The 25135-nt window shown below is 71.2% G+C and carries 18 protein-coding genes and 1 pseudogene; 6 read left to right on the top strand and 13 right to left on the bottom strand.

Annotated features, from left to right (window positions below):
• Positions 1-24: 24 nt before the first annotated feature.
• Positions 25-744: a LuxR C-terminal-related transcriptional regulator gene (locus tag EJ357_RS28275; RefSeq protein WP_126394349.1), complete on the bottom strand. Its 720-nt coding sequence runs from the start codon at positions 742-744 to the stop codon at positions 25-27.
• Complete coding sequence (locus EJ357_RS28270) at positions 741-2066, bottom strand: ATP-binding protein (protein WP_175647549.1); 1326 nt, start codon at positions 2064-2066, stop codon at positions 741-743. Before EJ357_RS28270 ends, EJ357_RS28275 begins: the two co-directional genes overlap by 4 nt.
• A 143-nt stretch (positions 2067-2209) precedes the next feature.
• Between EJ357_RS28270 and EJ357_RS28265 the strand changes: the two genes are divergently transcribed.
• Together EJ357_RS28265 and EJ357_RS28260 are read left to right on the top strand one after the other, a co-directional pair.
• Positions 2210-3643: a PspC domain-containing protein gene (locus EJ357_RS28265; RefSeq protein ID WP_126394347.1), complete on the top strand. Its 1434-nt coding sequence runs from the start codon at positions 2210-2212 to the stop codon at positions 3641-3643.
• Positions 3630-3881: a hypothetical protein gene (locus EJ357_RS28260; RefSeq protein WP_126394346.1), complete on the top strand. Its 252-nt coding sequence runs from the start codon at positions 3630-3632 to the stop codon at positions 3879-3881. Before EJ357_RS28265 ends, EJ357_RS28260 begins: the two co-directional genes overlap by 14 nt.
• A 125-nt stretch (positions 3882-4006) precedes the next feature.
• Here EJ357_RS28260 and EJ357_RS28255 read toward each other — a convergent pair whose 3' ends face one another.
• A complete protein-coding gene (locus EJ357_RS28255; protein WP_126394345.1) occupies positions 4007-4537 on the bottom strand; it encodes a DoxX family protein in 531 nt (176 codons plus the stop codon).
• Between the two features lie 690 nt (positions 4538-5227).
• Entirely contained in the window at positions 5228-6511 is a 1284-nt protein-coding gene (locus EJ357_RS28245; protein ID WP_126394344.1) for a hypothetical protein, read from the bottom strand.
• 314 nt (positions 6512-6825) lie between these two features.
• Here EJ357_RS28245 and EJ357_RS28240 point away from each other — a divergent pair, with 314 nt between their 5' ends.
• Positions 6826-7728: a DUF4429 domain-containing protein gene (locus EJ357_RS28240; RefSeq protein ID WP_126394343.1), complete on the top strand. Its 903-nt coding sequence runs from the start codon at positions 6826-6828 to the stop codon at positions 7726-7728.
• Positions 7729-7827: 99 nt separating this feature from the next.
• On the opposite strand, the gene EJ357_RS28235 is transcribed toward EJ357_RS28240, so the two are convergent.
• Positions 7828-8634, bottom strand: a complete 807-nt coding sequence (locus EJ357_RS28235) for a class II aldolase/adducin family protein (RefSeq protein ID WP_126394342.1) — start codon at positions 8632-8634, stop codon at positions 7828-7830.
• A gap of 166 nt (positions 8635-8800) precedes the next feature.
• Here EJ357_RS28235 and EJ357_RS28230 point away from each other — a divergent pair, with 166 nt between their 5' ends.
• Positions 8801-9274: a pyridoxamine 5'-phosphate oxidase family protein gene (locus EJ357_RS28230; RefSeq protein WP_126394341.1), complete on the top strand. Its 474-nt coding sequence runs from the start codon at positions 8801-8803 to the stop codon at positions 9272-9274.
• A 34-nt stretch (positions 9275-9308) separates the two neighbouring features.
• Here the strand turns inward: EJ357_RS28230 and guaA are convergent, their stop codons facing one another.
• Entirely contained in the window at positions 9309-10892 is a 1584-nt protein-coding gene (gene guaA / locus EJ357_RS28225) for a glutamine-hydrolyzing GMP synthase (protein WP_126394340.1), read from the bottom strand.
• A 320-nt stretch (positions 10893-11212) separates the two neighbouring features.
• Between guaA and EJ357_RS28220 the strand changes: the two are divergent.
• Positions 11213-11503: pseudogene (locus EJ357_RS28220) on the top strand (chorismate mutase); the annotation flags it as partial.
• A 533-nt stretch (positions 11504-12036) separates the two neighbouring features.
• On the opposite strand, the gene EJ357_RS28215 reads toward EJ357_RS28220, so the two are convergent.
• On the bottom strand, positions 12037-13179 hold the full coding sequence (locus EJ357_RS28215) for a hypothetical protein (protein WP_126394338.1): 1143 nt from the start codon (positions 13177-13179) through the stop codon (positions 12037-12039).
• A gap of 257 nt (positions 13180-13436) precedes the next feature.
• On the opposite strand from EJ357_RS28215, the gene EJ357_RS28210 reads away from it, so the two are divergent.
• Complete coding sequence (locus EJ357_RS28210; RefSeq protein WP_126394337.1) at positions 13437-14498, top strand: LAETG motif-containing sortase-dependent surface protein; 1062 nt, start codon at positions 13437-13439, stop codon at positions 14496-14498.
• Between the two features lie 125 nt (positions 14499-14623).
• On the opposite strand, the gene EJ357_RS28205 is transcribed toward EJ357_RS28210, so the two are convergent.
• From EJ357_RS28205 to EJ357_RS28180, 6 genes are all read right to left on the bottom strand, one after another.
• Positions 14624-16447 carry a GMC oxidoreductase gene (locus tag EJ357_RS28205; protein WP_126394336.1) on the bottom strand — a complete coding sequence of 608 codons (1824 nt, stop codon included), beginning with the start codon at positions 16445-16447 and terminating at the stop codon, positions 14624-14626.
• 60 nt (positions 16448-16507) lie between these two features.
• A complete protein-coding gene (locus EJ357_RS28200) occupies positions 16508-18121 on the bottom strand; it encodes a succinic semialdehyde dehydrogenase (RefSeq protein ID WP_126394335.1) in 1614 nt (537 codons plus the stop codon).
• A gap of 131 nt (positions 18122-18252) precedes the next feature.
• A complete protein-coding gene (locus tag EJ357_RS28195; RefSeq protein ID WP_126394334.1) occupies positions 18253-20019 on the bottom strand; it encodes a serine/threonine-protein kinase in 1767 nt (588 codons plus the stop codon).
• 38 nt (positions 20020-20057) lie between these two features.
• A complete protein-coding gene (locus EJ357_RS28190; protein ID WP_175647548.1) occupies positions 20058-21809 on the bottom strand; it encodes a serine/threonine-protein kinase in 1752 nt (583 codons plus the stop codon).
• 92 nt (positions 21810-21901) lie between these two features.
• On the bottom strand, positions 21902-23182 hold the full coding sequence (locus tag EJ357_RS28185) for a serine/threonine-protein kinase (protein ID WP_126394333.1): 1281 nt from the start codon (positions 23180-23182) through the stop codon (positions 21902-21904).
• A 94-nt stretch (positions 23183-23276) separates the two neighbouring features.
• Positions 23277-24995, bottom strand: coding sequence for a serine/threonine-protein kinase (locus EJ357_RS28180; RefSeq protein WP_126394332.1), 1719 nt, complete (start codon positions 24993-24995; stop codon positions 23277-23279).
• Between the last annotated feature and the right edge of the window lie 140 nt (positions 24996-25135).

Here is a 25135-nt window from a genome sequence, read left to right as displayed (position 1 = left end):
TGCGCCCGGCGAACCGGGCCGGGCTCAGACCAGGCGCCGCGCCGTCGCCCACCGCGTCAGCTCGTGCCGGTTGGACAGCTGGAGCTTCCTCAGCACCGCCGAGACATGGGACTCGACCGTCTTGACGGAGATGAAGAGCTGCTTGGCGATCTCCTTGTACGCATAGCCACGGGCGATCAGCCGCAGCACCTCCCGCTCACGCTGGGTGAGCCGGTCGAGGTCCTCGTCGACGGGCGGCGCGTCCGTCGACGCGAACGCGTCCAGCACGAACCCGGCGAGGCGCGGCGAGAACACCGCGTCACCGTCCTGGACCCGGAAGACGGAGTCGACGAGATCGGTACCGGTGATCGTCTTCGTGACGTACCCGCGCGCACCGCCCCGGATCACCCCGATGACGTCCTCCGCCGCGTCCGACACGGACAGCGCGAGGAAGCGGACGGGCTGCTCGGTGTCCGCCATCAACGCGGCGCAGCGACGCAGGACTTCGACCCCGCCGCCACCCGGCAGGTGCACGTCGAGGAGGACGACCTCGGGCCGGGTCGCGGTGATGACCGTGACCGCCTGGTCGACGTCCGCGGCCTCGCCGACGACCTCGACGCCGGTCTGCTCGGTCCGGCCGATCTCGGCCTGGACCCCCGTACGGAACATGCGGTGGTCGTCGACGAGGACCACACGCACGTGCCGCTCGGGGCCGCTGTCGCCGGTCGACTCCACGGGCTCGTTCGCCTCGGTCGGCTCGCTCATGACGTCTTCTCCACCCTCTCCATCTCCAGCTCGACCTCCGTACCGCCGCCCGGTACCGCCCGGAGCCGGGCCGTACCGCCGTTGCGCTCCATGCGGCCGATGATCGATTCTCTGACGCCCATGCGGTCGGCGGGTATCGAATCGAGGTCGAAGCCCGGACCGCGGTCCCGGACGGACACGAAGACGGTCTTCCCCTCCACCTCGGCGTAGACCTGCACGGCGCCGCCCTCGCCACCGTACTTCGCGGCGTTCACCATCGCCTCGCGCGCGGCCTGCATCTGGGCGCCGATCTTCTCGTCGAGCGGGCAGTCGCCCACGACCACGACCTCTATGGGGACGCCGTGCTTGTCCTCGATCTCTGCGGCGTTGCGCCGGACCGCGTCGGCGAGGTCGGTGGGTTCGTCGGCCTCGTCCTTGCCGGTGCCCTCGGGTTTGTAGAGCCAGGTGCGCAGGTCGCGCTCCTGGGCGCGGGCGAGGCGGCGGACCTCGTTCGCGTTCTCCGCGTTGCGCTGTATCAGGGTCAGGGTGTGCAGCACCGAGTCATGGACATGGGCGGCGACCTCGGCGCGCTCCTGGGCGCGGATGCGCATCAGGCGCTCCTCGGAGAGGTCCTGGGTCATCCGCACCAGGTAGGGGCCCGCGAGGAGCGTTATGCCGACGAGGACCGCCAGGGCCGCCTGCAGGACGGAGCCGAGGTGGGCGGCGGAGCCCTGCAGGACGAAGATGCCGGAGACGCCGGCCGTGACCAGCACGACGCCGGCCGCGGCGCGCAGCAGAGTAAGGGTGCGCCGACGCCGGCCGACCTCCATCCAGCGGGCCCGGCGGGCGTTGTCCGCCTGGCGCCAGACCAGGGCGACGCCCGCGCCGACGAGCACGGCGGGCAGGAGGTAGGCCTTGGCGCCATTGCCCAGGTCGACGCTGCCGACGAAGACCATCGCCACGACGACCATGAGGAGCAGCGCGACGATCTGCCCCTTGTCCGGCTTGCGGGCGACGAGTCTGCGGCGGCCGTCGGCGGCCGTCTCGGTGGCGAAGGGCGACGGCCGCTGCGCGCCGACACCGCCGACGCCGAGCGGCACGAAGAACCAGAACGCGGCATACAGCAGCGCGCCCAGGCCGTCCGCCATGAACAGGCCGACGAAGACGAGCCGCACCCAGACGACGGGCAGCCCGAGATGCCCGGCGAGCCCCCGCGCCACGCCCCCGAGCCAGCGTCCGTCGCTGCTGCGGTAGAGCTTGCGCGGCGGCCGCGGTTCGACGAGTGGCGCTGCTGCGGCTTCCGGCATGCCATCGATGTTCACACGACCGGCCCACCGAGGCATCAGGGTCGACCCCCGAGACTCCCCTGATCTTCGAGGCCCGCCGCGTCGAACGCTTCCCCGGCCCCGACCTCGGGGCGGATATCAGGGTCCGACCAGGGTCATTCCGACTCCCGCGACGCCGACCCGCCCGTCACCATGGACACATGACAGATCACCAGCACGCCGCGGACTCCGTGCCCGGGCCGGACGCCGTGCCCACCGCGGGCACCCCGTCCGGCCCGTCACCCGCGAGCGCCGCGGGTGAGGAACCGCGCGCACACGCGGGCGCGGAAGCAGAGGCGTCCGCTGAAGCGGGCGTACTCGCCCCGCCGCACAAGTTCCGGCGCCACCGGCGCGACAAGATGCTGGCCGGCGTGTGCGCCGGGCTCGGGCGGCAGTGCGACATGGACCCGGTGATCTTCCGGATCACCCTCGCCGTGCTCTCCGCGACCGGCGGCATCGGCCTGATCTTCTACGGCTTCGCCTGGCTCTTCGTCCCGTACGACGACGAGGAGCAGAACGAGGTGCGCAAACTGCTGACCGGTCGTGTGGACGGCCAGGCGCTGACGGCCGTGCTGTTCGCGCTGGTCGGCTGCGGCGTGTTCCTGACACTGCTGAGCAACGGCGGCGTGCTGGCCTTCGCCGTCGTGCTCTCCCTCCTCCTCGCGGGTGCCGGCTACTGGTCCCGACACCGCGGCGCCACCGACCCCGACCCGCTCGCCGCACAGGCGGTCGCCGACGCCCCACCGGAGGCCCAGGCACCGCCGGCCCCCGCCGCCTACCCCTCCTGGTGGCGCGACCCCATCGTCAAGGACGGCACCCACGAGGGCGGCACCGGCTATCTGTGGGGCCCCCGCGACTCCGGCGACCGCGACATCGCCGCGGCCGTCAACATCGGCCTCGGCACCAGGTGGAACAGCCGCGAGGACATACGCGCCCGAAGCCCTCGTCCACCGAAGCAGCGCGGTCCCCGCTGGATCGGCGGCTGGGTGTTCCTGCTGGCCCTGCTCGCCGGTGCCCTGGGCACGAGCGCGACCTGGGAGGAGCACGCCCTCGGCACCAGCCTGCAGACCGGCCTGTCCTGCGCGCTGCTCGTCCTGGGCCTGGGCATAGCGGTGAGCGCGTTCCTGGGCCGCACGGGGGCGGGCTCCATATTCCTGGCGATCATCACGGCGGGCCTGCTGGCCGCCTCGGCAGCGCTGCCCAAGGACATCAGTACCCAGTGGATCGAAAGAGACTGGCGACCCGCCGCAGCTGCCGACGTCCGACCGCAGTACGACCTGGGCACCGGCGTCGGCACCCTGGACCTGACCCAGGTGGACTTCACCGAGGGCCAAACCGTGACCACCAGGGCCGATGTGGGCGTGGGCCAGATGAAGGTGATCGTCCCCAAGGACGTGACCGTGAAGGCGAGCATCGACGTAGGGGTGGGAGACATCCAGTTGCCGGGCGACGACGAACGAGACGTGGACGTGGCACCGGGCAAGCACAAGGAGCTGACCCTGAAACCACCCACCGGCACCAAGACGGCGGGCACGCTGGACCTCGACCTCAGCGTCGGCGTGGGACAGGCGGAGGTGAGCCGTGCTACGTCATGAGTTCCAGCCCGGCAGGCTGGTAGCCGGCACGTTCCTGACCCTCACGGGCATCATCTACGTCGGCGACGCGGGCGACGCCTGGGAGACACCGTGGTTCGTGGTGATCCCACTGGTCGTGGGCGGCCTGTTCCTGGCGGGCATGGTGGCGGCGGTGACCCGAGGCATACGCAAACGCCGCCGCTCACCCCACGAAACCACTACAACACCCCCCGACCCACACCCGCAGGCCCCCCACTGATCCACGGACAGACACCAGGCACCCACCACCGACAGCCCCACCGACCGAAGCCACCAACAGCCCCACCAACCGGAACTGCCGGCAGCCCCACCAACCGGAACTACCGCCAGTCCCGCCAACCGGAGCTACCGATAGCCCCCCGCCCGCTGCCGTCGCCGCGCACGGAGTGCGGCATCCACGGAGAACATGGGGGCACCCGCGAGCACGAGGGGCAGCCAGGCCATCAGATAGGCCAGGTCATTGCCGTAGTAGTACGGATCGGAGGCCCAGCTCACCGTCAACCACAGACTCAGCGAGATGAGTGCACCGCCGAGTGCCGCCAGACGGGCGAGCAGCCCGATGAGCGTGCCGATGCCGACGGCCAGCTCACCGAAGGCGATGGCGTAGCCGAAACCGACGGGGCTCTCCAGAGCCATGTCGACCATGTCGGGGATGGCCGCGGTATCACGAACGGCACGCATCATGTCGCCGATCGACCCCGAACCGGAGTCCTTCAGGAAGGCGCTGTCGGTGAGTTTGTCCAGGCCGGCGTAGATGAAGGTGACGCCGAGGAAGACGCGGAGCGGGAGGAGTGCGTAGCGGGTGGCGGTGTCCCGCCAGTCCCGGCCGCCGTCGAGATAGGGGGAGTGCGTGTCCGTGTGCATACCGTGAGTCATCGCCCGTAGCCGCCTCTCGCCCGCCGTGCCGTGACCCCTCGAAGAACGATACGTACGCAGTGGCTGCGTCGCTCAATCCAGTACCGCCCCGTATTTTCCGACGCCCCCCGCCCAGAGGAAACCCCACGACAACACCGGACACCGTCGGAGAATGCCGCCCCAGCGCTGTGGCTGGCGTGGGATTGGATCGCTCGCCCGCCCTTGCGGGCCGCCCGTGCCGCCCCAGCCTTTCCTCGCCCCCGCCGCCCCTACCCGTCCCGTCCCTGGGGGCTGCCGCCCCCAGACCCCCGCTTCGGCCCTGAAAGGGCCTCGTCCTCAAACGCCGGACGGGCTGAAATGCCCGGACCGGCGTCCAGAGGTGACGGCCCACCGGGGATGGCGCCACCTCGCCCTCAAACGCCAAACGGGCCGGAATGCCGGGACCGGCGCCGAGAGGTGGCCGCGTACCCCCACGCACCCGGCGGTCGCGTACGGCGGGAAGGGGACGTGCCGGGGGGTGTCCGCCCGCAGTGGCCGGCGTCAACACGCAGCACCTCCCGGCCTAAGCCCAACCGCCGGTCCGAGGACGGACACCCCCCGGCACGGCCCCGACCCACACCCCACCCGCAGGCGCTACGCGCACCCCCACCAAGGCCGCACAGGCCGCCGCAGGCATCCCACGGCCCACCCCCACCCACCGAAAGCGAACCGTCACTCAGTCACATCAATCACGTACCGATTGGTCTCCACCCCCGCCGCAGTAACCACCTGCACCTCCACCCGCCCCGGCTCCACATCCGCAGGCACCGGCACCGTAAGCACCGCATCCGTCGGGTTGCTGAACCCCCCGGCCACCGGCACCAACGGCACCCGCACATGCACCGCCCCGACCCGCACCACCACCCGCGACAACCGGTCCGCCCCGTGCGCCCCGGGCGGCACAAACCCGGCGCCCCGGATCTCGACGTCGTCCCCCGTACGGATCGGCGCGTCCAGATCCCCGGCCTCCCGCGCCCGTACCACCGAGAGGATCACCGGCCGACCCCCCTCCGCGTACTTCCCGGCGAGATACGTCGCCGCCGAGATCAGCACCACCACCGCCAACCCCCACGGCAGATCCGGCAACTGATCCGGCCGCCGAGCCAACCGCACCGCCGCGAACAGCAACGCGACCCCGCCGGTCACGACGTACTGGATGTCCGCGAACGCCCCCCGCCCCGAGTCGTCCGTCAGCAGATCCGCCGCCCGGGGCCGATCCGCCCGCACCTTCTGCAGCCTCTGCCCGAGCACCCGCACCCCGACCACCCGCCGCACCAGCACCGCGATCGCGCACACCACGGCGAGCACGGTCACCACACCCGCGGCCCGCCCGAGCTCAAGCCCGGCGATCAGCGCATCGCGCTCCCCGTGCCCGGACGCCGCCGCGAGCCGCCCCACCAGCACGAGCACGGCATACGCCACGAACAGCACCCACGCCCCGGCGACCGCACGCGACGTGGACAGCCGGTTGTCCTCACCGATGACGGGCGCCAGCGCACCACCCCGAGCCCGGTGGAGCCACGACGCCGCGGTGAGCGCCCCGGCCGTCACCAGCGCCGCCAGCAGCCCGGCCGTACGCGCCGACGTCCACCCCGCGCCGATCGCCGTGAACGCCTGCACGAGCAGCAGCACCACGACCAGAGCCCACACGACCGTCGCCGTACGAAGCCACAGCCGCGCCAGCCACGCCTCGCCCTCGGCCCTCCCCCGAGCCGCGACCAGTTCCGCGGACTGCGTCAACTCCTCGGAGACCCACTGCCGGGAGGCCGAGGCCGAATGGGCCACGGCAGCCGGAAGCCCCCGCCCGGCCGCGAACCCGTCCCGCTTCACCAGGAACTCGGCGACCGCCCGCCGATGCCCCGCACGCGCCCCGTGCGGACAGTCCCCACAGCTGCAGCCACCCCCATGCCCGCCCGCTGCCGAGCCGCCTCCCTGCCCCGCCTCCTGCACCGCCATGCCCGACGCCCGCCTTCCCCACAACCTCACGACCAGTGACCCGACCCGAATGACCAAATCACCTCATGGCCTTATAGCCTCACTGCCCCCCGATCGGCAGCCCGTCTCAGATACCGGCCACCACGAATTCCGGCCACCCCTCGTCCGGACACCCGCCCCACCGACAACTCCCCTGCAACGACAGCGAATTGTGCCCCACACCCGCGCCCCACCGCCGCCCCACAGCTTCCCCCTGCCCTCCCCACCCCCGCCAGGCCCACTCGGCGCGGGTGACGACCGACCCCCCGAGTTGACCCGGCTGCGAGAATTCCCGTATGGCCGAGATCATCCAGCGCGACGGGACCTGGGCCTTCGACGGCACAACGGTCCGGATCACGCCGGGACTCCACCGCTCCGTGCCGTTGTTCCGGCAGACGTACGGAGAGATCGCCGTACCCCTCGAGGCCGTGGCGAGCATCGTCTTCGAGCCCGAACGCAAGCGCGGACGGCTGCGGATACGGCTGCGTGAGGGCGCCGACCCACTGCTCCACGCGACCGGCGGCAGACTGCCCGACACGGCGGATCCGTACCGGCTGGCGGTGGACGTCGACCGCGCCGGGGTCGCCGAGTACGTCGCCGAGGAGATCCGCCACGCGCTGCTCCTGGACCAGATCCCCAAGGAGCCGACCAAGACCTACCTCCTCCCCGGCCCACCGGTCCCGGTCTCCGTCCGCTCCTCCGACGGCACGGTCTCCTTCGACGGCACCCAGGTGCGGATCGACTGGTCCGACACCGCCGACCGGGTGAAACGGGCGACCGGCCCGCGGATCATCGACGTCGGCGACCTCGTCCAGGTCGAGTGGCTGCCCAACTCCGGCTACGAGGACGGCTTCCTGCGGTTCGTGACCCGCGAGACGGTGTTCTCCAAACTGCCGCCGGAGAAGGACCCGTACGCCCTGGACCTGTGGGGCAACACCCGCCGCGACCTGCTCACCGCCCTGGTCGCCACCGCGGTCACCGCCCGCCTGCCGCACCCGTCCACCCGCACCGGCGTCGAATACACCGACCGCCCCCAGCCGACGGCGTCCGTCCCGCCCCAGGCCACGCCCCCGCCCCCGCCCGACCACCACGACGTACTGCTGCGCAGGCTGCGGGAGCTGGGGGAACTGCACCGGGACGGCGTACTCACGGACGAGGAGTTCGCGATGACGAAGGCGGTCGTCCTCCGGGGTTTCTGATCACGGCGCTTGCGAACCAACCTTCGGCTCAACGGACACCCGTCAGCACAACGGACACCTATCAGCACAAAGAACATATGTCAGCGCAACGGACACCCGTCAGCTCAACAGATCCGGCTCGCTCCGGCTCACGTCCTGCCACAACGGCTGATAGTTGATCCACGCCACCAGATCCCCACCCAACTGCTCCCACGTGGCCACCGCCAGCCGATGCTCGATCAGCACCGGACGCCCCGCCGCCTTCGCCGTCAACTGGACCTGGCAGGACCGTTCCATCGACAGGAACCACCAGGCCGCCGCGTCCACCGAGTCGCCGACGGTCAGCAGCCCGTGGTTGCGCAGGACGAGCGCCTTGCGGGAGCCGAGCGCGGCGGCGATGCGGTGGCCCTCCGCGGCGTCGACGGCCACCCCCGAGTACGTGTCGTAGAGCGCGTGGTCCTCGTAGAAGGCACAGCTCTCCTGGGTGATCGGGTCCAGCAGCTCCCCCAGCGCCGCGAGCGCGCGCCCGTGCACCGAGTGGCAGTGGGCGACCGCGACGACGTCGGGGCGGGCGGCGTGGACCTGGGAGTGCACGGTGAAGGCGGCCTGGTTCACGTGGTAGCGGCCGTCGATCACCTGCCCCTCCGAGTTGGCGAGGACCAGGTCGCTGACGGTGACGTGCTTGAACGGCATCCCGAACGGGTTCACCCAGAAGCAGTCGGTGTACTCGGGATCGCGCGCGGTGATGTGGCCCGAGACCCCGTCCTCGAACCCGAGCCGTCCGAAGATCCGCAACGCGCCCGCGAGCCGTTCCTTGCGGTGCCGGCGCTCGTCCTCGACGGACTCGTGCATCGGCGGCATCGCGAACTGCAACTGGTCGGTCGGCAGCGGCGAGGGCGGAAGGGGCCCGAGGGGCGTCCCGTGCATGTGTCCTCCAGCACTGGGTTGCTTACGGGGCGGAAGCTACCGTCGGTCAGCGCAGGAGAACAGAGATGTTCTGTAAAGATCCCAAGATCTCAAGATCCCGCCCGTCGCGTCGCCCGGCCCCGGAAACCAGACAGCGGATGTCGGGTATCGACGCCACACTCGCCGTATGACAGCGAACTGGGCAACTTTCACCGAGGCGGAACCGGAACTCGCCCGCCTCGCGGAGGATCGCTTCGGCGCCTTCAGCCACCACGTCCTCGCCACCCTGCGCAAGGACGGCTCCCCGCGCACCACCGGCCTGGAGGTCCGTTTCCTGGGCGGCGAACTGTGGCTCGGCATGATGCCGGACTCGGTCAAGGCGCTCGACCTGCGCCGCGACCCGCGTTTCGCACTCCAGGCGAACCCCGGCGAGGGGCAGTCCATGGGCGGCGGTGACGTACGGATCGCCGGGCGGGCGATCGAGGTGGAGGACCCGGCGGTGAAGGCCGGGTACAGCGAAGAGGTGGAACCGCCGGAGCCGTTCCACCTCTTCCGTACCGAGCTCACCGAGGTCGTGCGGACCTACGTCGAGGACGACAAGTACCTCGTGGTCCAGATCTGGCAGCCCGGCGAGCCCCTGCGCACGATCAAGCGCACATAAGGCCCGTAAAGCCCGCCCGTAAATCCCAGGGGGCTCACTCCCACTCGATCGTCCCCGGCGGCTTCGACGTCACGTCGACGACGACGCGGTTGACGTCCCGCACCTCGTTGGTGATCCGGGTCGAGATCCGCGCCAGGACGTCGTACGGCAGCCTCGACCAGTCGGCGGTCATCGCGTCCTCGCTCGACACCGGCCGCAGGACGATCGGGTGGCCGTACGTCCGCCCGTCACCCTGCACGCCCACGCTGCGGACGTCCGCGAGCAGCACCACCGGGCACTGCCAGATGTCACGGTCGAGCCCGGCAGCGGTGAGCTCCTCGCGGGCGATGGCGTCGGCCTCGCGGAGCAGGTCGAGCCGCTCCTTCGTCACCTCGCCGACGATCCGGATACCCAGGCCGGGGCCCGGGAAGGGCTGGCGTTGGACGATCTCGTCCGGGAGCCCGAGCTCCTGGCCGACCATCCGCACCTCGTCCTTGAACAGCTTGCGCAGCGGCTCGATCAGCTTGAACTCGAGGTCCTCCGGCAGCCCGCCGACGTTGTGGTGGGACTTGATGTTGGCGGTGCCGGTGCCGCCACCGGACTCGACCACGTCGGGGTACAGGGTGCCCTGGACGAGGAACTCCACCGCCGGACCCTCGTCCGCGATGATCTCGGCCTGCGCCTGCTCGAAGACCCGGATGAACTCGCGGCCGATGATCTTCCGCTTCTCCTCGGGGTCGGAGACCCCGGCGAGCGCCTTGAGGAACCGCTCCTCGGCGTCCACAACCTTCAGCTGTACGCCGGTCGCGGCCACGAAGTCCTTCTCGACCTGCTCGGTCTCGCCCTTGCGCATCAGGCCGTGGTCGACGTACACGCAGGTCAGCTGGGCGCCGATGGCCTTCTGGACGAGGGCGGCGGCGACGGCGGAGTCCACGCCGCCGGAGAGCCCGCAGATGGCGCGCTTGTCGCCGACCTGCTCGCGGATGGCCGCGACCTGCTCCTCGATGACGTTGCCGGTGGTCCAGTCCGGCTTCAGGCCCGCGCCCCGGTACAGGAAGTGCTCCAGCACCTGCTGGCCGTGCGTGGAGTGCATGACCTCGGGGTGGTACTGGACGCCGTACAGCTTCTTCTCGTCGTCCTCGAAGGCGGCGACCGGGACGACGTCCGTGGACGCCGTGACGGTGAAGCCCTCGGGGGCGGCGGAGCAGGCGTCGCCGTGCGACATCCACACGTGCTGCTCGGCCGGGGTGCCCTCGAAGAGGGTGGAGGACGACTTCGACACATGGAGGTCGGTACGGCCGTACTCGCGCGAACCGGTGTTGTCGACCGTCCCGCCCAGGCTCTGCGCCATGAGCTGGAAGCCGTAGCACATACCGAAGACGGGGACGCCGGCCTCGAAGATCGCGCGGTCGAGGCGGGGGGCACCCTCCTCGTACACGGACGACGGGCCGCCGGAGAGGATGATCGCCGCCGGGTTCTTGGCGAGCATCTCCTCGACGGGCATGGTGCTCGGCACGATCTCGCTGTAGACCCGGGCCTCGCGGACGCGACGGGCGATGAGCTGGGCGTACTGCGCACCGAAGTCGACGACCAGGACGGTGTCGGGGGCGGCGGTGGCAGCGGGGGTCGCTGGTGACACGGGTTGCCTTCCGGCGGCTGGGCGGGGGTCTGTGCTGCCGATTCTACCGGGGTGGCCGTGGGGGTGGTCCCGGCCGTCGAGGGGGCACCCCGTCTCAGGATGCGAACCGGGTTGGACGTCCCCGACCGGCCCGGCATACTGACCCCATGCTCACGCACCCGACCTTCGTCTTTACCTATGGCACCCGGCCCGCCGGCTGCCATGGTCGTGCTGCTTGAGCAACTGACAAGCGACTTCCCAGGCGCCCCGGGCCGACAAGGTCCGGGGCGTCTGGCGTTTCCGGGTCCTGTCGCTCCGGGGCACCGCCCCCGTCTACGAGGAGCCCCGAAATGACCGCCATCGACGTGACCGGCGCCCGCACCACCGAGGCAGCGGACGTGATCACCGGTGCCCGTGAACGCATCGACGCCCTGGACGACCGGATCATCGGGCTGATCCAGGAACGCATGGCCGTCTCGGCCGTGATCCAGGAGGCGCGGATCACCTCCGGCGGCCGGCGGGTGAACCTCTCCCGCGAGATGGAGATCCTCAGCCACTACAGCGAGGCGCTGGGCAAGCCGGGCACGTCCCTCGCCATGACGCTGCTCGAACTGTGTCGCGGTCGCATCTGAGTTCGGGGCCCGCCTCACTCGTACGGCGCGTGACGCCTCCCGCACCCCTTCGTTGGTACCGGTGTCCGTGCCAGCCAGGGGCGGGCCCGAAGGAAACCACGCGTGGCTCACTGGAGCGATGAGGCGTACGGATCACTCCGTACACCGTGGGACCTCGCTCCAGGTATGTGACCGGACGGCAGGGGACAGCAGCCCGGTCACCCAAGAGGGTCGGCTCCGGGGACGCCCGGGGCCGACCGGCGGACGTGCGGGAAGACCGTACGGAACACGGACGGCGTACAGGGCTGGGTCGAGCGGTTGCGGTGGCCGCGTGCGTCCAGCACGATGCGTAGAAACCGCCTGGTCCGGGCCGTAAGTCCCGGCACCGACAACTTCATTGCCAGAGGCCGAGACCGCTCTGCGCAACAGGACCAGCGGCGCACCCCCCCCCCGGCGCCGCTCCCCAGGCACCGACGCTGCCCTGACGTCGGTGCTGACGGAAGAAGGGCCCCGCGGCCACTGCCTGCGGGGCCCTTCTCATGCCGCCCGTCCTCTCATGTGCGCGAGAGCGTGCCGCACTCCGAGTCCGTCCCGGCGTCGTCCAGCCCTCTGCTGCGGTCGTACGGGTCCACCACGTCACCGGACGGCTCGGGGTCGGCGTTCAGGTCGGCCCGGAACCTCGGATGGATGAAGCCGTCACCCTGTCGGCAGGCGTCGTTGCCGATTTCGCTGCTGTGGTCGAGCAGCCAGACGCGACCCTCGGTCGCCTGGTACTTGGCGGGGTCGACGACGTCCACCTGTACGGCGCGGCGGACGATCGTGCGCGTGACCTCCTCGCCGCCTGCGGCCTTCGCCACCGGGTACACGAAGGTGTAGTCGGCCCGGATCAGCGCCCTTCCGCCCTTGCCCTCGCCGGGTTCGACCGTCATGCGGCCGCGCACCCTCACCTCGGTGCCGACGAGCTCGATCTCGTCCGGGTCGAAGCGGGTGAAGTTCCACTTGGGGTCGTTCTTGACGCTGGGTCGGCGCAAGGCCGCGCGCAGCTTGTCGACGTACTCCTTCGACAGCGGGTCGAGCAGCGCCAGCGCCTGCTTCGGCTCGGCGCCGTACAGCACATCGCGGTCGAGGTTGGCGGCGACGAGGAACTCCTTCGTGAGCCGCAGCGCGTTCTCGATGCGCGCGGCGGAGACCCCGCTGACGGCCTTGGCCTTCGGCAGCTCGATGGCGTCCGCGCCGGTGGCCCAGCGCTCGGCCGGGGAGCCGGCGAACGGCTGCTTGCGGGTGGGCTGACCTGCCACGTCGGCGGGCGCGCCGCTGGGCCGGGTCGTCTCCCCCTCCAGCGGTGACGCCGAGGGCGTGTCCGCGTCGGCTCCCGCGCCGCCGGGCAGCCAGGACAGCGCGGCGGACGGCTTGAGGGCGATCACGGCCACCGCGACGGCGAGCAGCACGCCGAGCACGCTCCACACCTTCCGGCGGCGTGCGGACCGGCCGTTCATCTCCTGCCAGGCGGGGCCGGTACGCCAGCCGGCGGGCAGTTCCCCGCGGGCGTCCTGCCGGCGCAGGCGTTCGGTGACCATGCGGGCGCGGGCGGAGGGTTCCTTGGGGGCGGCGGAGGCCGGGTCGCTCGCGGCGTCCCGGACGAACTTCTCCCATTCCTCGTCCGATATGGACGAGCCCTCGGACGGCTTGTCGGTCACAGCGGTGTGCGCTTCCTCTCAGCGGGCTGTCGGCCGGCTGAGCGTACGTCAGCTCCGGACCCGCGGAAGTACCTCTCCGGATGCGACGCAGGTGTGAGGTAGGCCACATAAGAAATCCGTTAGTGAAGGCACAACCTTTCACAGCTGTCACGGATCAAACGCTGCGAACCAAGGGCCACAGCCGCGCCCCACACGCGGAGGCCTCCCTCCCATTCGCGTGTTGCGACGTCGCAGCACTCCGGACTTTCGAGGTCTTCATGAAGCTTCGCCGTGCACTGGCCGCCGCGGCCACGACAGCTGTCATAGCGCCGATCGCGCTGCTGTCCGCGCCGGTCGCGTTCGCCACGGACGAGACGTCGTCGACGCCGACGGCGTCGGAGAGCACGCCGGCCGCCGAGGAGAGCACTCCCGCGGCCGAGGAGAGCACGCCCGCCGCCGAGGTGTCGACCCCGGCCGCTGAAGAGAGCACGCCGGCCGCCGAGGAGTCCACTCCCGCGGCCGAGGAGAGCACGCCCGCCGCCGAGGAGAGCACCCCGGCAGCCGAGGAGTCCACGCCGGCCCCCGAGGAGAGCACCCCCTCCGAGGACATCGAGGAGCCGTGGAACCCGTACGAGGACTGCGAGACCTTCGACCTCGACGACAACCTCTCGGCCGAGATCTCCGGTCTGCCGAGCAAGATCGTCGCGGGTTCGGGCTGGCACAACTTCGAGTTCGTCGCCACGAACAACTCCGACAAGGACCTGGAGAACGTCTGGATCGAGGCGCTCACCGAGTACGCGGACGAGGTCAACGACGAGTCCTCGCTGTACCTCGACCTGGCCGAGATCCAGGTCAAGGAGGACGGCAAGTGGACCAGCAGCTACCAGGACTTCTACAAGGACGAGGACGGCAAGGTCGTCTTCACCGGTAGCTTCGTCGCCTCCCTCGACAAGCTGGAGGCGAACTCCTCCTCCTCGCTGGACCTCCGTGTCCGCGTGAAGTCCTCCGCTCCGGCCGGCGCGTCCTTCGCGCTGAGCCAGGCGATCTACGCCGGTGAGGACGCCGCCTGCTACGGCAACGGTGAGTTCTACGAGTTCACCGTGCTCGCCGCGGGCAGCAACCCGGGCGACGTCGACCCCGCCGACCCGACCGGCGAGAAGCCCTCGGGCATCGACGGCAAGAAGCCGCAGGGCGAGGTCCAGGAGATCACCGGCAACCTGGCCGAGACCGGCTCCAGCTCGCAGCTGCCGGTCATCGCGACCGTCGGTGGCGTCGCGATCCTCGCCGGTGCGGGCGTCGTGTTCGCCATGAAGCGCCGCAAGGTCGGTGCGGAGGCCTGAGCCTCACCGAGGCCTGAGCCTCACCTGTAGCTCTACGCAAGACAGAGAAGGACCTGCGCTCGGAGGGGGGCACAGGTCCTTCTCTTGTGTCTGCTGTGTTTGTCGTGTCTGTCCGTCGCCGGCCGCTACTTCTTCGGCGGCACCGCCGGCATCCCCAGGAACGGCAGCCGGAGCGCGCCGAACGCCTCCGCCGGGACCGCCGGGGACTGCGGCTCGACCGCCTTCAGGCGTTCGTACGCCGCGCCCTGCGCCGGACGCGGGTCGGCCTCGCCCTTGTTGGGCCAGTACGACATCGCCCGCTCGGCCTGTGCGGTGATCGTCAGGGACGGGTTCACGCCCAGGTTGGCCGAGACCGCCGCCCCGTCGACGACCGAGATGCCGGGGTGGCCGTAGAGGCGGTGGTACGGGTCGATCACGCCGGTCTCGGGCGAGTCGCCGATCGGGCAGCCGCCGAGGAAGTGGGCGGTGAGCGGGGTGCCCATCAGCTCGCCGATGTTGGAGCCGGCAAAGCCGTTGATGTCGGCCGCGATGGCCGACGCGGCCTCCGAAGCGGCCTTGATCTGCTTGGGGTTGGGAGCGCCGTGGCCCTGGCGGGCGGTCAGCAGGCCCTTGCCGACGCCGTCCGGCTTCAGGTACGTCGTCAGCGAGTTGTCCAGCGACTGCATCACCAGGCCGATGATGGTCCGCTCCGACCAGCGGCGGTTGGACAGGGAGCGCAGGACCAGCAGAGGGTGCTTGGCCGCGTTCGCCAGCCAGGCCGCCACCCGCGACGAGCCCTCCGCGTACGGGACCTGCAGGATCGACAGGCCGCCCATCGAGTTGGAGCCCTTGCCGTAGCGCACCGGTTCGATGTGGGTGTTCTCGTCCGGGTGGATCGAGGACGTGATGGCCACTCCGCGGGTGAAGTCGACCTTCGCCTCGCCCGTCGCCTTGCGGTAGCGCCGGTTGACGGTCTGCGCGCCGACCAGGGCCTCCGAGTTGGTGCGGGTCAGCTCGCCCAGCTTCGGGGAGAGGTACGGCAGTTGGCCGCCGGCCTTCATGCGGTGCAGGAGGGTCTGGGTGCCGTACGTACCCGCCGCCACCACGACCCGTCGGGCCTTGAACAGCCGTCCCTCGCCCTTGGCCCGGGCCGCCCTCCCCTTGCGGTCGGTCGGCAGTGTCGCGACCGCGTAGCCGCCCTGCGAGTCGTCCGTGATCGACACGACCGTCGTCATGGGGTGGACGACCGCACCCGCCTTCTCGGCCAGGTAGAGGTAGTTCTCGTTCAGGGTGTTCTTCGCCCCGTGCCGGCAGCCCGTCATGCACTCACCGCACTCCGTGCACGCCTTGCGCGCCGGGCCCGCCCCGCCGAAGTACGGGTCGGCGACCTCCTGGCCCGGCTTGGCCCGGGACTCCCCCTCGGCGTCCTTGCCGTCGCCGTAGAAGACGCCGACCGGCGCCATGTGGAAGGTGTCGCCGACGCCCATCCGTTGGGCGGCCGCCTTCAGGTGGACGTCGGAGGGGGTCATCGTCGGGTTGAGCCGTACGCCGAGCATGCGCTGGGCCTGGTCGTAGTACGGCTTCAGCTCGTCCTGCCAGTCGGTGATGTCACGCCACTGGGGGTCGTCGAAGAAGGCCTTCGGCGGTACGTAGAGGGTGTTGGCGTAGTTGAGGGAGCCGCCGCCGACACCCGCGCCCGCCAGCACCATGACGTTGCCGAGCAGGTGGATGCGCTGGATGCCGTACATGCCGAGCTTGGGGGCCCAGAGGTAGTTCTTCAGGTCCCAGGAGTTCCTCGGGAGGCTGTCGCGGGTCCAGCGGCGGCCCGCCTCCAGTACGCCGACGCGGTAACCCTTCTCGGTCAGGCGCAGCGCCGTGACGGATCCGCCGAACCCCGACCCGACGACGATGACGTCATAGTCGTATCCGGAACCGTCGTCCTGTTTCTGGGCAGAGTTCTCCTGTGACACGTGCTCTCCTCATTGAAAGCGGTACAGCGGCGGTGCGGCCTCTGACCGAGGCGGTGCGCTCTAGCGGAAACGGAACGCCTTCATCAGCCGCAGGCTCCGGCTCATGAACTGCGCGTACTTCTCGTCGTCCATGCCCAGCGACGGCGCCATCGGCAGCAGCCGCTGCTGGGCGACGGTCTGGGCCTCCGTGTACTTGAGGATGCCCTCGGAGCCGTGGCGGCGGCCGAGGCCGGAGTCCTTCATGCCGCCCATGGGCGACTGGACGCTGCCGTACGCGGGGGCGTAGCCCTCGTTGACGTTGACCGTGCCGGTGCGCAGGCGGGCGGCGACCGCGCGGCCGCGGCTGCCGTCCTTCGTCCAGACCGAGGAGTTCAGGCCGTACGCCGTGGAGTTGGCCTGCTCGATCGCCTCGTCCTCGGACGTGAAGCGGTAGATGGAGACGACCGGGCCGAAGGTCTCCTCGGCGCAGACGGCCATCGGCGCCTCGACGCCGTCGAGGATGGTCGGCTCGAAGAAGTACGGGCCGATGTCGGGGCGGGCCGAGCCGCCGGCGACGACCTTCGCGCCCTTGGCGACGGCCTCCTCCACATGCCGGGTGACCGTCTCCAGCTGGCGCTCGCCGACCAGGGAGCCCATGTCCGCGCCGTACGCGAGGGACTTGCCCAGCCGCATCGCCTTGGTGCGGGCGGCGAAGCGCTCGACGAAGGCGTCGGCGACGGACTCGTGGACGTACAACCGCTCGATGGAGATGCACAGTTGGCCGGCGGAGGAGAAGCAGGCGCGGACCGCGCCCGCGGCCGCCTTCTCGATGTCGGCGTCCTCCAGCACCAGCATGGCGTTCTTGCCGCCGAGTTCGAGGGAGACGCCGACCAGACGGGCGGCGGCGCCCTGGGCGACCTCGCGGCCGGTGCGGGTGGAGCCGGTGAAGGAGACGTAGTCGGCGTGCTTGACGACCTCGGGGCCGACGACCGGGCCCTCGCCGAGGACGACCTGGAAGACGTCGGCCGGGAGCCCCGCCTCGACGAGCAGGTCACGGGCCCACAGGGCGGTGAGGCAGGTCTCGGTGTCCGGCTTCATGACGACCGCGTTGCCCGCGACGAACGCCGGGAGCGCGTCGCCGACGGACAGCTCCAGGGGGTAGTTCCAGGGGGCTATCTGACCGATGACGCCGCGCGGGTGGCGCAGTTCGGTGACCTTCGTGAGCGTGGGCATGGCGCCCGCGTGCCGCTTCGGCCTGAGGTAGGCGGGGGCCTTACGGCCGTAGTGGCGGGCCGCGACGGCCACGGCCTGCACCTCCTCGTGGGCGTGCAGACGGGCCTTGCCGGTCTCCAGCTGGATGAGGTCGAGGACCTCGGCCTGGCGTTCGAGCACCAGGTCGTGGAAGCGGAGCAGGACGGCGGCACGCTGCCGCACGGGGACTTGGGCCCAGACGGCCTGGGCCGCGCGGGCCGCCTCATAGGCCTTCTGCACGTCCTCGGGCGTGGACTCGGGCAGGTCGGCCAGCTTCTCGCCGGTGAACGGCGTGTGGTTGGCGGTACGACCGGAGCCGACCACGCCCTTGGTGAGCTGGGCGACCAGCTCGGGGGTGACCACGTCGGCGGCGGTGCGGGCGCCCTCCGGGGCGGGGGCGAGGGGGTTCGTGCCGGTCTTGGCCGGGGCCTGCGCGTCCGTCATGAGGCGCAGGGTATGTCGCAGCGGAGCCTTTGTGTACCCGTCGGTAACGCGGATTCACCGAGTGCACACATCCCGCCAGTGTCCACTGGCAACAAACAAGCTGATCAGGGCGTTGCCGCAGCGGTGCCGAGTCACTCGATCTCGAGTCGGTCACGGGCGCCCTTGAAGACCGCGGTGCCCTTCTTCTCCGAGGGGGTGCCCTTGGGCATGTCGACGCGCAGCTCGTACATGCGGTCGTCCGCGGTGACGATCAACAGCTGCATGACGCGGCTCGGGGACTCCTCCATGTCGTAGGTGGTGTCGACGAGGACGGCGTCGTCGCCCTTGAAGCTCGTGCGAGTGGACTGGCTGCTCGCGTCATGGTTGTAGCTGTCCCAGGTCTTCTGCGCCTCCGCGGCCTGGTCCAGCAACGGGCCGGGCGACTTGTCCCACTTGGTGAGGCGGACCTGGACGAGGCCGATGTCGTAGACGACGAGCCGGGGCTGGTCGGTGCCGCTGCCCTCCCGCGCCATCTCCTTGTACTCGGCGGGGAGAAAGAGGACGGCGTCCATGTCCTTCTCCTCGTGCACGACCCAGGTGCCGTCGGCGGGAGTGGGGGTGCGGGTGGGAGTGGGGGTGGGGGTCTTGGCCGGGGTCAGGGGGGCCGAGGTGTAGGTGGGGTTCATCTCCTTGACGCCGTCGCCCTTGTCTACGAGGAGGGCGGAGGCGGTGAACCAGGTGCCGGCGACGAGGAGGACGCCGAGGGCCGCTACGGGGATCGGGCGGAGGAGGAGGCTGCCTCGGCGTTTCGGGGTGGGGGTCGGGGCGGGGGTGGCGGTGGGGTTCGGGGACGTGGGGTCCGATGACGATCCGGACGTCGACCCGGTGGTCGGTGCACGGCCCGGTTCACCTGCCGAGTCACCCGCCGGTCCGCCCGCCGCCGCACCTCGCAGCCGTACCGTCCCCGAGTCCTCCGCGAACTCCCGCAGCCCCGAGGCGTCCTGCGGCCCCGCCCCCGCCGAACCCGGGGAGGGCTCCGGCACCGGCCACCCCTCCGCCACGGCCTCCAGAACCGCGCCGACCTCCTCCGCGTCGGGCCGCCCGTCGGGGCCCTTCTCCAGCAGCCGCACGATCAGCGACCCCAGCGGCCCCGCCTGTTTCGGCTCGGGCGGATCGGCGGCGAGGATCGCGGCGAGCGTGGACTCCAGGGTCGTACGGCGGAAGGGCGACCAGCCCTCCACGGCGGCGTACAGCAGCACGCCCAGCGACCACAGGTCGGAGGCGGGCCCGGCGCCCCGGCCGGACATGCGCTCGGGGGCGATGAACTCCAGGGAGCCGATGAACTCGCCGCTGACGGTGAGGGATTCCTCGCCCTGGATGTGCGCGATGCCGAAGTCGGTGAGGACGACGCGGCGATGGGGGTGCCCCCGCTTGAGCGAATTCGAAAGTGGGGGAGCGCCGAGCAGGACGTTGGCGGGCTTGACGTCGCGGTGCACGATGCCGACGTCGTGCGCGGCGCGCAGGGCGCCGAGAACGGCGAGGCCGATGCGGGCGGTCTCGGCGGGCGGGAGCGGGCCGCGCTGGAGGACCTCGTGCAGGGACTCGCCGCGGACCAGCTCCATGACGATCCAGGGCAGTCCGTCCTCGACGACGACGTCATGGATGGCGACGGCGGCGGGGTGGTCGACGCGGGCGGCGGCGCGGGCCTCACGGTAGAGCCGGTGGGCGGCCCGTTGATGGGCCGCGTCCTCCGGATCGCCGGGCAACCTCGGCTGCTTGATGGCGACTTCGCGCTCCACCAGCTCGTCGAGCGCCCGCCAGACGGTACCCATGCCGCCGGAGCCGATGCGCTCGACCAGGCGGTAACGCCCGCCGATCACCCGCTCCTTGTGGCCGGTGGCGCCCCCGTCGTTGGTCATGTCCCATGACTACCTTGCGGGGTGGGTCGTTGGCCAGTTCAGAGCGTGTCGATGTCCAGGTTCGAGATGGCCGTCCGCGCCACCTCCCGGCCGCGGGCGGTGAAGTCGCCCTTGCCGGGGTAGTTGATGGTGAGCTTGTACATGTCTCCCGCGGAGGTCTTGTAGTAGAAGACCCTCATCTCGCGCGGGCGCGGGTTCTGGCTGTCGTTGGTGGTGTAGACGACGGTGTTCTCGGCGGCCGGCTTGTCCCGGTACGTGGTCTCACCGTCGGTCTGGGTCTTCGCGCCCTCGGCCATGTTGAGCTGGTAGTTGGTGCCTTCCTTGAAGTCGCTGTTGTCGTCGTACATCTCGGCGGCGGCGGAGTCGGCGATGCTGCTGCCGGTGTCCTCGGCCTTCTTGTCGAGCCTCAGCCCGATCCAGATGGCGCCGCTCTCGTCGGTGTACGTGACCCAGTGTTCCTTGTCCGTCTCCTCGGGCACGCCCCGCTTGTAGCCCTCAGGCACCGCGAGGGAAGCGGCGAGGGCCTTCTCCTCACGGACCTTCCAGCCGTCCGGCAACGGCCCCGCGAACGGATCCGCGATCACCAGATACGCCGCCACCGCACCCGCGACGACAGCCGCGCCGATGCCGAGCAACGCCTTGCGCCCCAGCCGGACACCGCCCTTGCCGCCCTCGGCGACCCGCACCACCTGCGTGGCGGCCGGCGTCGGCGGGTTGGCCGCCTGTTCCAGCAGCGCACGCGTCTGCGCGGCGTTCGGGCGGCGTGCCGGGTCCTTCTGGAGCAGGCCGTTGATGACCTCGGCGAGCGGACCGTGGGCCGAAGCGGGCGGCGCGGGCGTGGCGTTGAGGACCGACTGGAGGGTCGCGGGGGTGTTGCTGCGGCGGAACGGCGAGACGCCCTCCGTCGTCGCGTACAGGACGACGCCCAGGGACCACAGGTCGCTCGCCGGGCCCGGTCGCTGGCCCAGGACGCGCTCCGGCGCGATGTACTCGGGCGAGCCGACGAAGCCGCCGGTGTCGGTGAGGTTGGTCTCGCCCTCGATCTGGGCGATGCCGAAGTCGGTGAGGACGACGCGGTCATGGCGGCCGAGCAGGACGTTGTCCGGCTTCACGTCACGGTGCAGGATGCCCGCCGCGTGCGCGGCCTCCAGCGCGCCGAGCACCTGGAGGCCGATTCTCGCCGCGTCCCGGGCGTCGAGGGTGCCCTCCTGCAGCGCGCTGCCCAGCGAACGGCCCTGGACCAGCTCCATCACGATCCACGGCCGGCCGTCCACGACGGCGACGTCATGCACGTTCACGACCGCCGGGTGGTCGAGCCTGGCCGCGGCGCGTGCCTCGCGGCGCATCCGCTCGTAGGCGTTGGCACGTTCGCGTTCGGGAAGGTGATCCGGTACGCGGGGCTCCTTGACGGCGACCTCGCGGTCCACCGTCTCGTCCTTGGCGCGCCAGACCGTACCCATGCCGCCGTGCCCGAGCTTGGCGAGCAGCCGGTAGCGGTCCGCGATCAGACGTCCGGTGCCGGGGTCCGGCGCCGGAGGCTGGGAGTGCGCAACAGGCGGGGAGGGCGCAGGGGGTGGGGAGGGCGCGGCGGCCTGGGACGGGGCCGGGGCCGGGGGCTGCGACGGCGCGGCGGGCTGGGCCGGCACACCCTGCTGCGGTACGACCTGCGTGGGCGCCGCGTACGGATTGTCCGGGTGCGGCACTGACGCCGGCGGGTTCGGCTGCGGTGGTTGCAGGCCGAAACTCGTCGGCTCGTCGGGCCGGTAAGGGGCTCCCCCGTTGCTGCTCATGCGTCCATCCATATCGCGGCAAGCGCTTCGGCATCCAGCGGGAATGCTTTCCGGTCACAGAGCCGTGACCGAGGTCGCAACTTATCTCCGCTTTATCCGGGGTTGGTGGGCGTGGGGGTCCGGGTGGAGGTCGGAGTCGGGGTCGGAGTGGCCGTCGGGGTGCGGCCGGGTGACGGGGTGCGGCCGGGTGACGGGGTGCGGCCGGGTGAGGGGGACACGGTGGACGCGCTGGATGTGCCGGGTTTCGCGGAAGGGCTGGACGTGCCGGGTCCGCCGGGCGGGCTCGGCGGACTTGACGGGCCCGAAGGACTCGACGTGCCGGGTCTGTCGGACGGGCCGGCCGAAGTGGTCGGCACAACACCCCCGTCCCCACCCCCGTTCACCAGCAGCGCCGCCGCCGACACCCCCGCCACCGCCATCGCCGCGACCAGCATCGCGGTGGCCAGCATGCTGCGCGTCGAGTACTGCCGCTCCCCCTTGCCGAACCGTTTCAGCACAAGCGCGGGACCAGGCCCCGCAGCGGTCGGCCGCTGCGCCACGCCCCCCGTCTCCAGGAACTCCCGCAGCATCCGCTCGGCCCCCGCCGCATCGAGCCGCCGCCCAGGATCGCGCTCCAACAGCCCCTGTACGACGGGCAGGATCGGTGCCGCCTGCGCGGGCGGACGTATCTCGGCGGACACGACGGCATGCACGATGCCGCTCAACGAGTCGCGCCGGAACGGCGATTCACCGCTCAGGGCGGCGCAGAGCAACGCGCCCAGCGACCACAGATCGGCGGAGGGGCCGGTCCCGGACCCGGACATCCGCTCGGGCGAGGTGTACTCGGGCGAGCCCACGAAGGTCCCGGACTCGGTGAGAGTGGTGGAGCCCGGCACCTGGGCGATGCCGAAGTCGGTCAGGACGACACGGTCGGTGCCGGTCTCGATGAGCACGTTGTCCGGTTTGATGTCCCGGTGCAGGACCCCGGCCGCGTGGGCCGTACGCAGCGCGCTCAGCAGGTCGACACCGATCCGGGCGGCCTCCGGCGCGTCGACGGGCCCGCGCGTCGCGATCCGGTCGGCGAGCGTGACGCCGTCGACCAACTCCATGACGATGTACGGGCGTTCGCCGTCCTCCACGACGTCATGCACGACGATGACATGCGGGTGGCTGAGCTGCGCCACCGCCTGAGCCTCGCGAAACGTGCGCTCACGCTGACGCCGGGCCTCGGCCGCGGAGAGCGTGTCGTCGAGAGGGAGCTCCTTGACGGCCACCTGCCGCCCGAGCAACTGGTCGGTCGCCCGCCATACGACGCCCATGCCGCCGCGACCGAGCCTCGCCTCGAGGCGGTAACGCCCCGCGATCACACGGAAGTTGGCGCCCTCGGTCCCCATGCGCCCCATCATGCCGCAACGGACTGATCGACTCCGGGGCGCCGATCGGCCAACTATGCAAAGCCGCAAAGGGTTCTCAACGTGGCAAAGGACGTCAGGAGCCGTTCGGCTGCCAGCCCTTCAGCACCGCCGTGAACTGCTCGCTCGCGGCCGTCCAGTCCGACTCCGGCGCGGACATGTAGATCGCGTACTCCGTGCCGTCCCGGTCGATGTACGCCTGATCGATGGCGCGGCGCGGCCCGGGGAAGGCCGTGTCCTTGGCCTGCGCGTTCCACGTGTACTCCCACAGGGAGCCCTCGCGGTCGCGGTAGAGGTTCTTCTTCAGGTACACCGTCTCGTAGCCGACCAGCCGCCGCCCCACCTGCTGTTCCAGGTCGACCATGTGGTCGTAGGCGTTCGCGAAGTCGGGCGAGGTGTCGACGGCGATGCGGACGAAGTGCTCGCCGCCGTCGGGCGTGTAGTCGATCTGCTGGAGGCCGTCGAACTCCTTGCCGACCACCTCCCGCTTCCAGCCCTTGGGCAGGTAGAGGCTGAAGCCGAGCGGGTCTTCGACGCGGACCCAGGAGGCGGGCACGCCGCCCTCGGGGCCCTGGTCGTCCGTGGCCGAGGGGCTCGGCGGGGGCGTGGTCGTGGTCGTCGAGGCGGACGCGCCGGGGCTGCCCGGCCCCCACTTCTGCAGCAGCACCGCGGTGCCCCCGCCGACGACCGCGGCGAGCGCGACGACGAGGGCGAGCGTGCGCAGCCGACGGCGCCTGGACGTCCGGGCGGGGGCGGCACCGGTGCCCGTGCCGGTTCCGGTGCCTGTCGTGTCGTACGGCGGCCCGATCGTCGCCAGGCCGCCCATCGGGGGATACGGCGTGCCCGTCGGCGTCGGCTGCCCGGTGTGCGCCGTCGCACCCGTGTGCGCCGGCCCTCCGATGTACTCCGGCCCGGTGCGGGTCTCCGGCTCGTACCGGGTGTGCTGCGTCGGCACGAACGCCTGTGCCTCGCTCGGCCTGCGCCCCTCCGCCGCCTCGGCGAGCATCTGCTCGGCCTCGGCCGGGCTGGGCCGGGTGGCCGGATCCTTGCGCAGCAGGGCGGCGATCACGGGCGTGAGCGGGCCGGCGTGCTGCGGCTCGGTGGCGTCCTCCTCGACCACCGCCTGCATGGTGCTCAGCGGCGAGGTGCGGCGGAACGGCGAACGGCCCTCCACGGCCGTGTACAGCGTGGCGGCGAGCGCCCACAGGTCGGAGGAGGGGCCCGGGTCGTGGCCGCGGACCCGCTCGGGCGCGAGGTAGTCGACCGAGCCGACGACCTCTCCGGTGCGGGTGATGGTGGTGTCGCCCTCGATCTGGGCGATGCCGAAGTCGGTCAGCAGAACACGGCCGTCCTCGGCGGAGATCAGGACGTTGCCGGGCTTGACGTCACGGTGCAGGACACCCGCGGAGTGCGCGGCACGCAGCGCCCGCAGCACCCACAGTCCGATGCGCGCGGCCTCGGTCGGCTCGACCCGCCCACGCTCCTTGACCGCGTCGGCCAGCGAGTACCCCTCGACCAGCTCCATCACGATCCACGGCCGCCCGTCGTGCTCCAGCACGTCGTGCACGGTGACCACGGCGGAGTGGTTGATGCGCGCGGCGGCGCGCGCCTCGGCGCGGGTACGGGCGAGCAGCCGCTCCAGCTCGCTCTCGGAGACGTAGAGCGCGGCGGTCAGCTCCTTGATCGCGACAGCCCGATGCAGCACCTCGTCGTGCGCACGCCAGACCCGGCCCATACCGCCGCTGCCGATCGCGTCGGCGAGCCGGTAGCGCCCCGAAACGAGCTGGCCCTGCATCTGATTCACGTTGCCCCGCAATGCTCTTGACAGGGTCAGACTAAGGACCGGCCGACGTGACCGGAACCACGGGGGTGCCAAGGAGACCGCACTGTGATGGTTGTCGCTTTCGGCGGATTCGAGCAACCGTCACACAGGGT

It is taken from the genome of Streptomyces cyaneochromogenes (assembly GCF_003963535.1).
Taxonomy (GTDB): domain Bacteria; phylum Actinomycetota; class Actinomycetes; order Streptomycetales; family Streptomycetaceae; genus Streptomyces; species Streptomyces shaanxiensis.
This window is presented reverse-complemented; position numbering and strand designations above follow the sequence as displayed.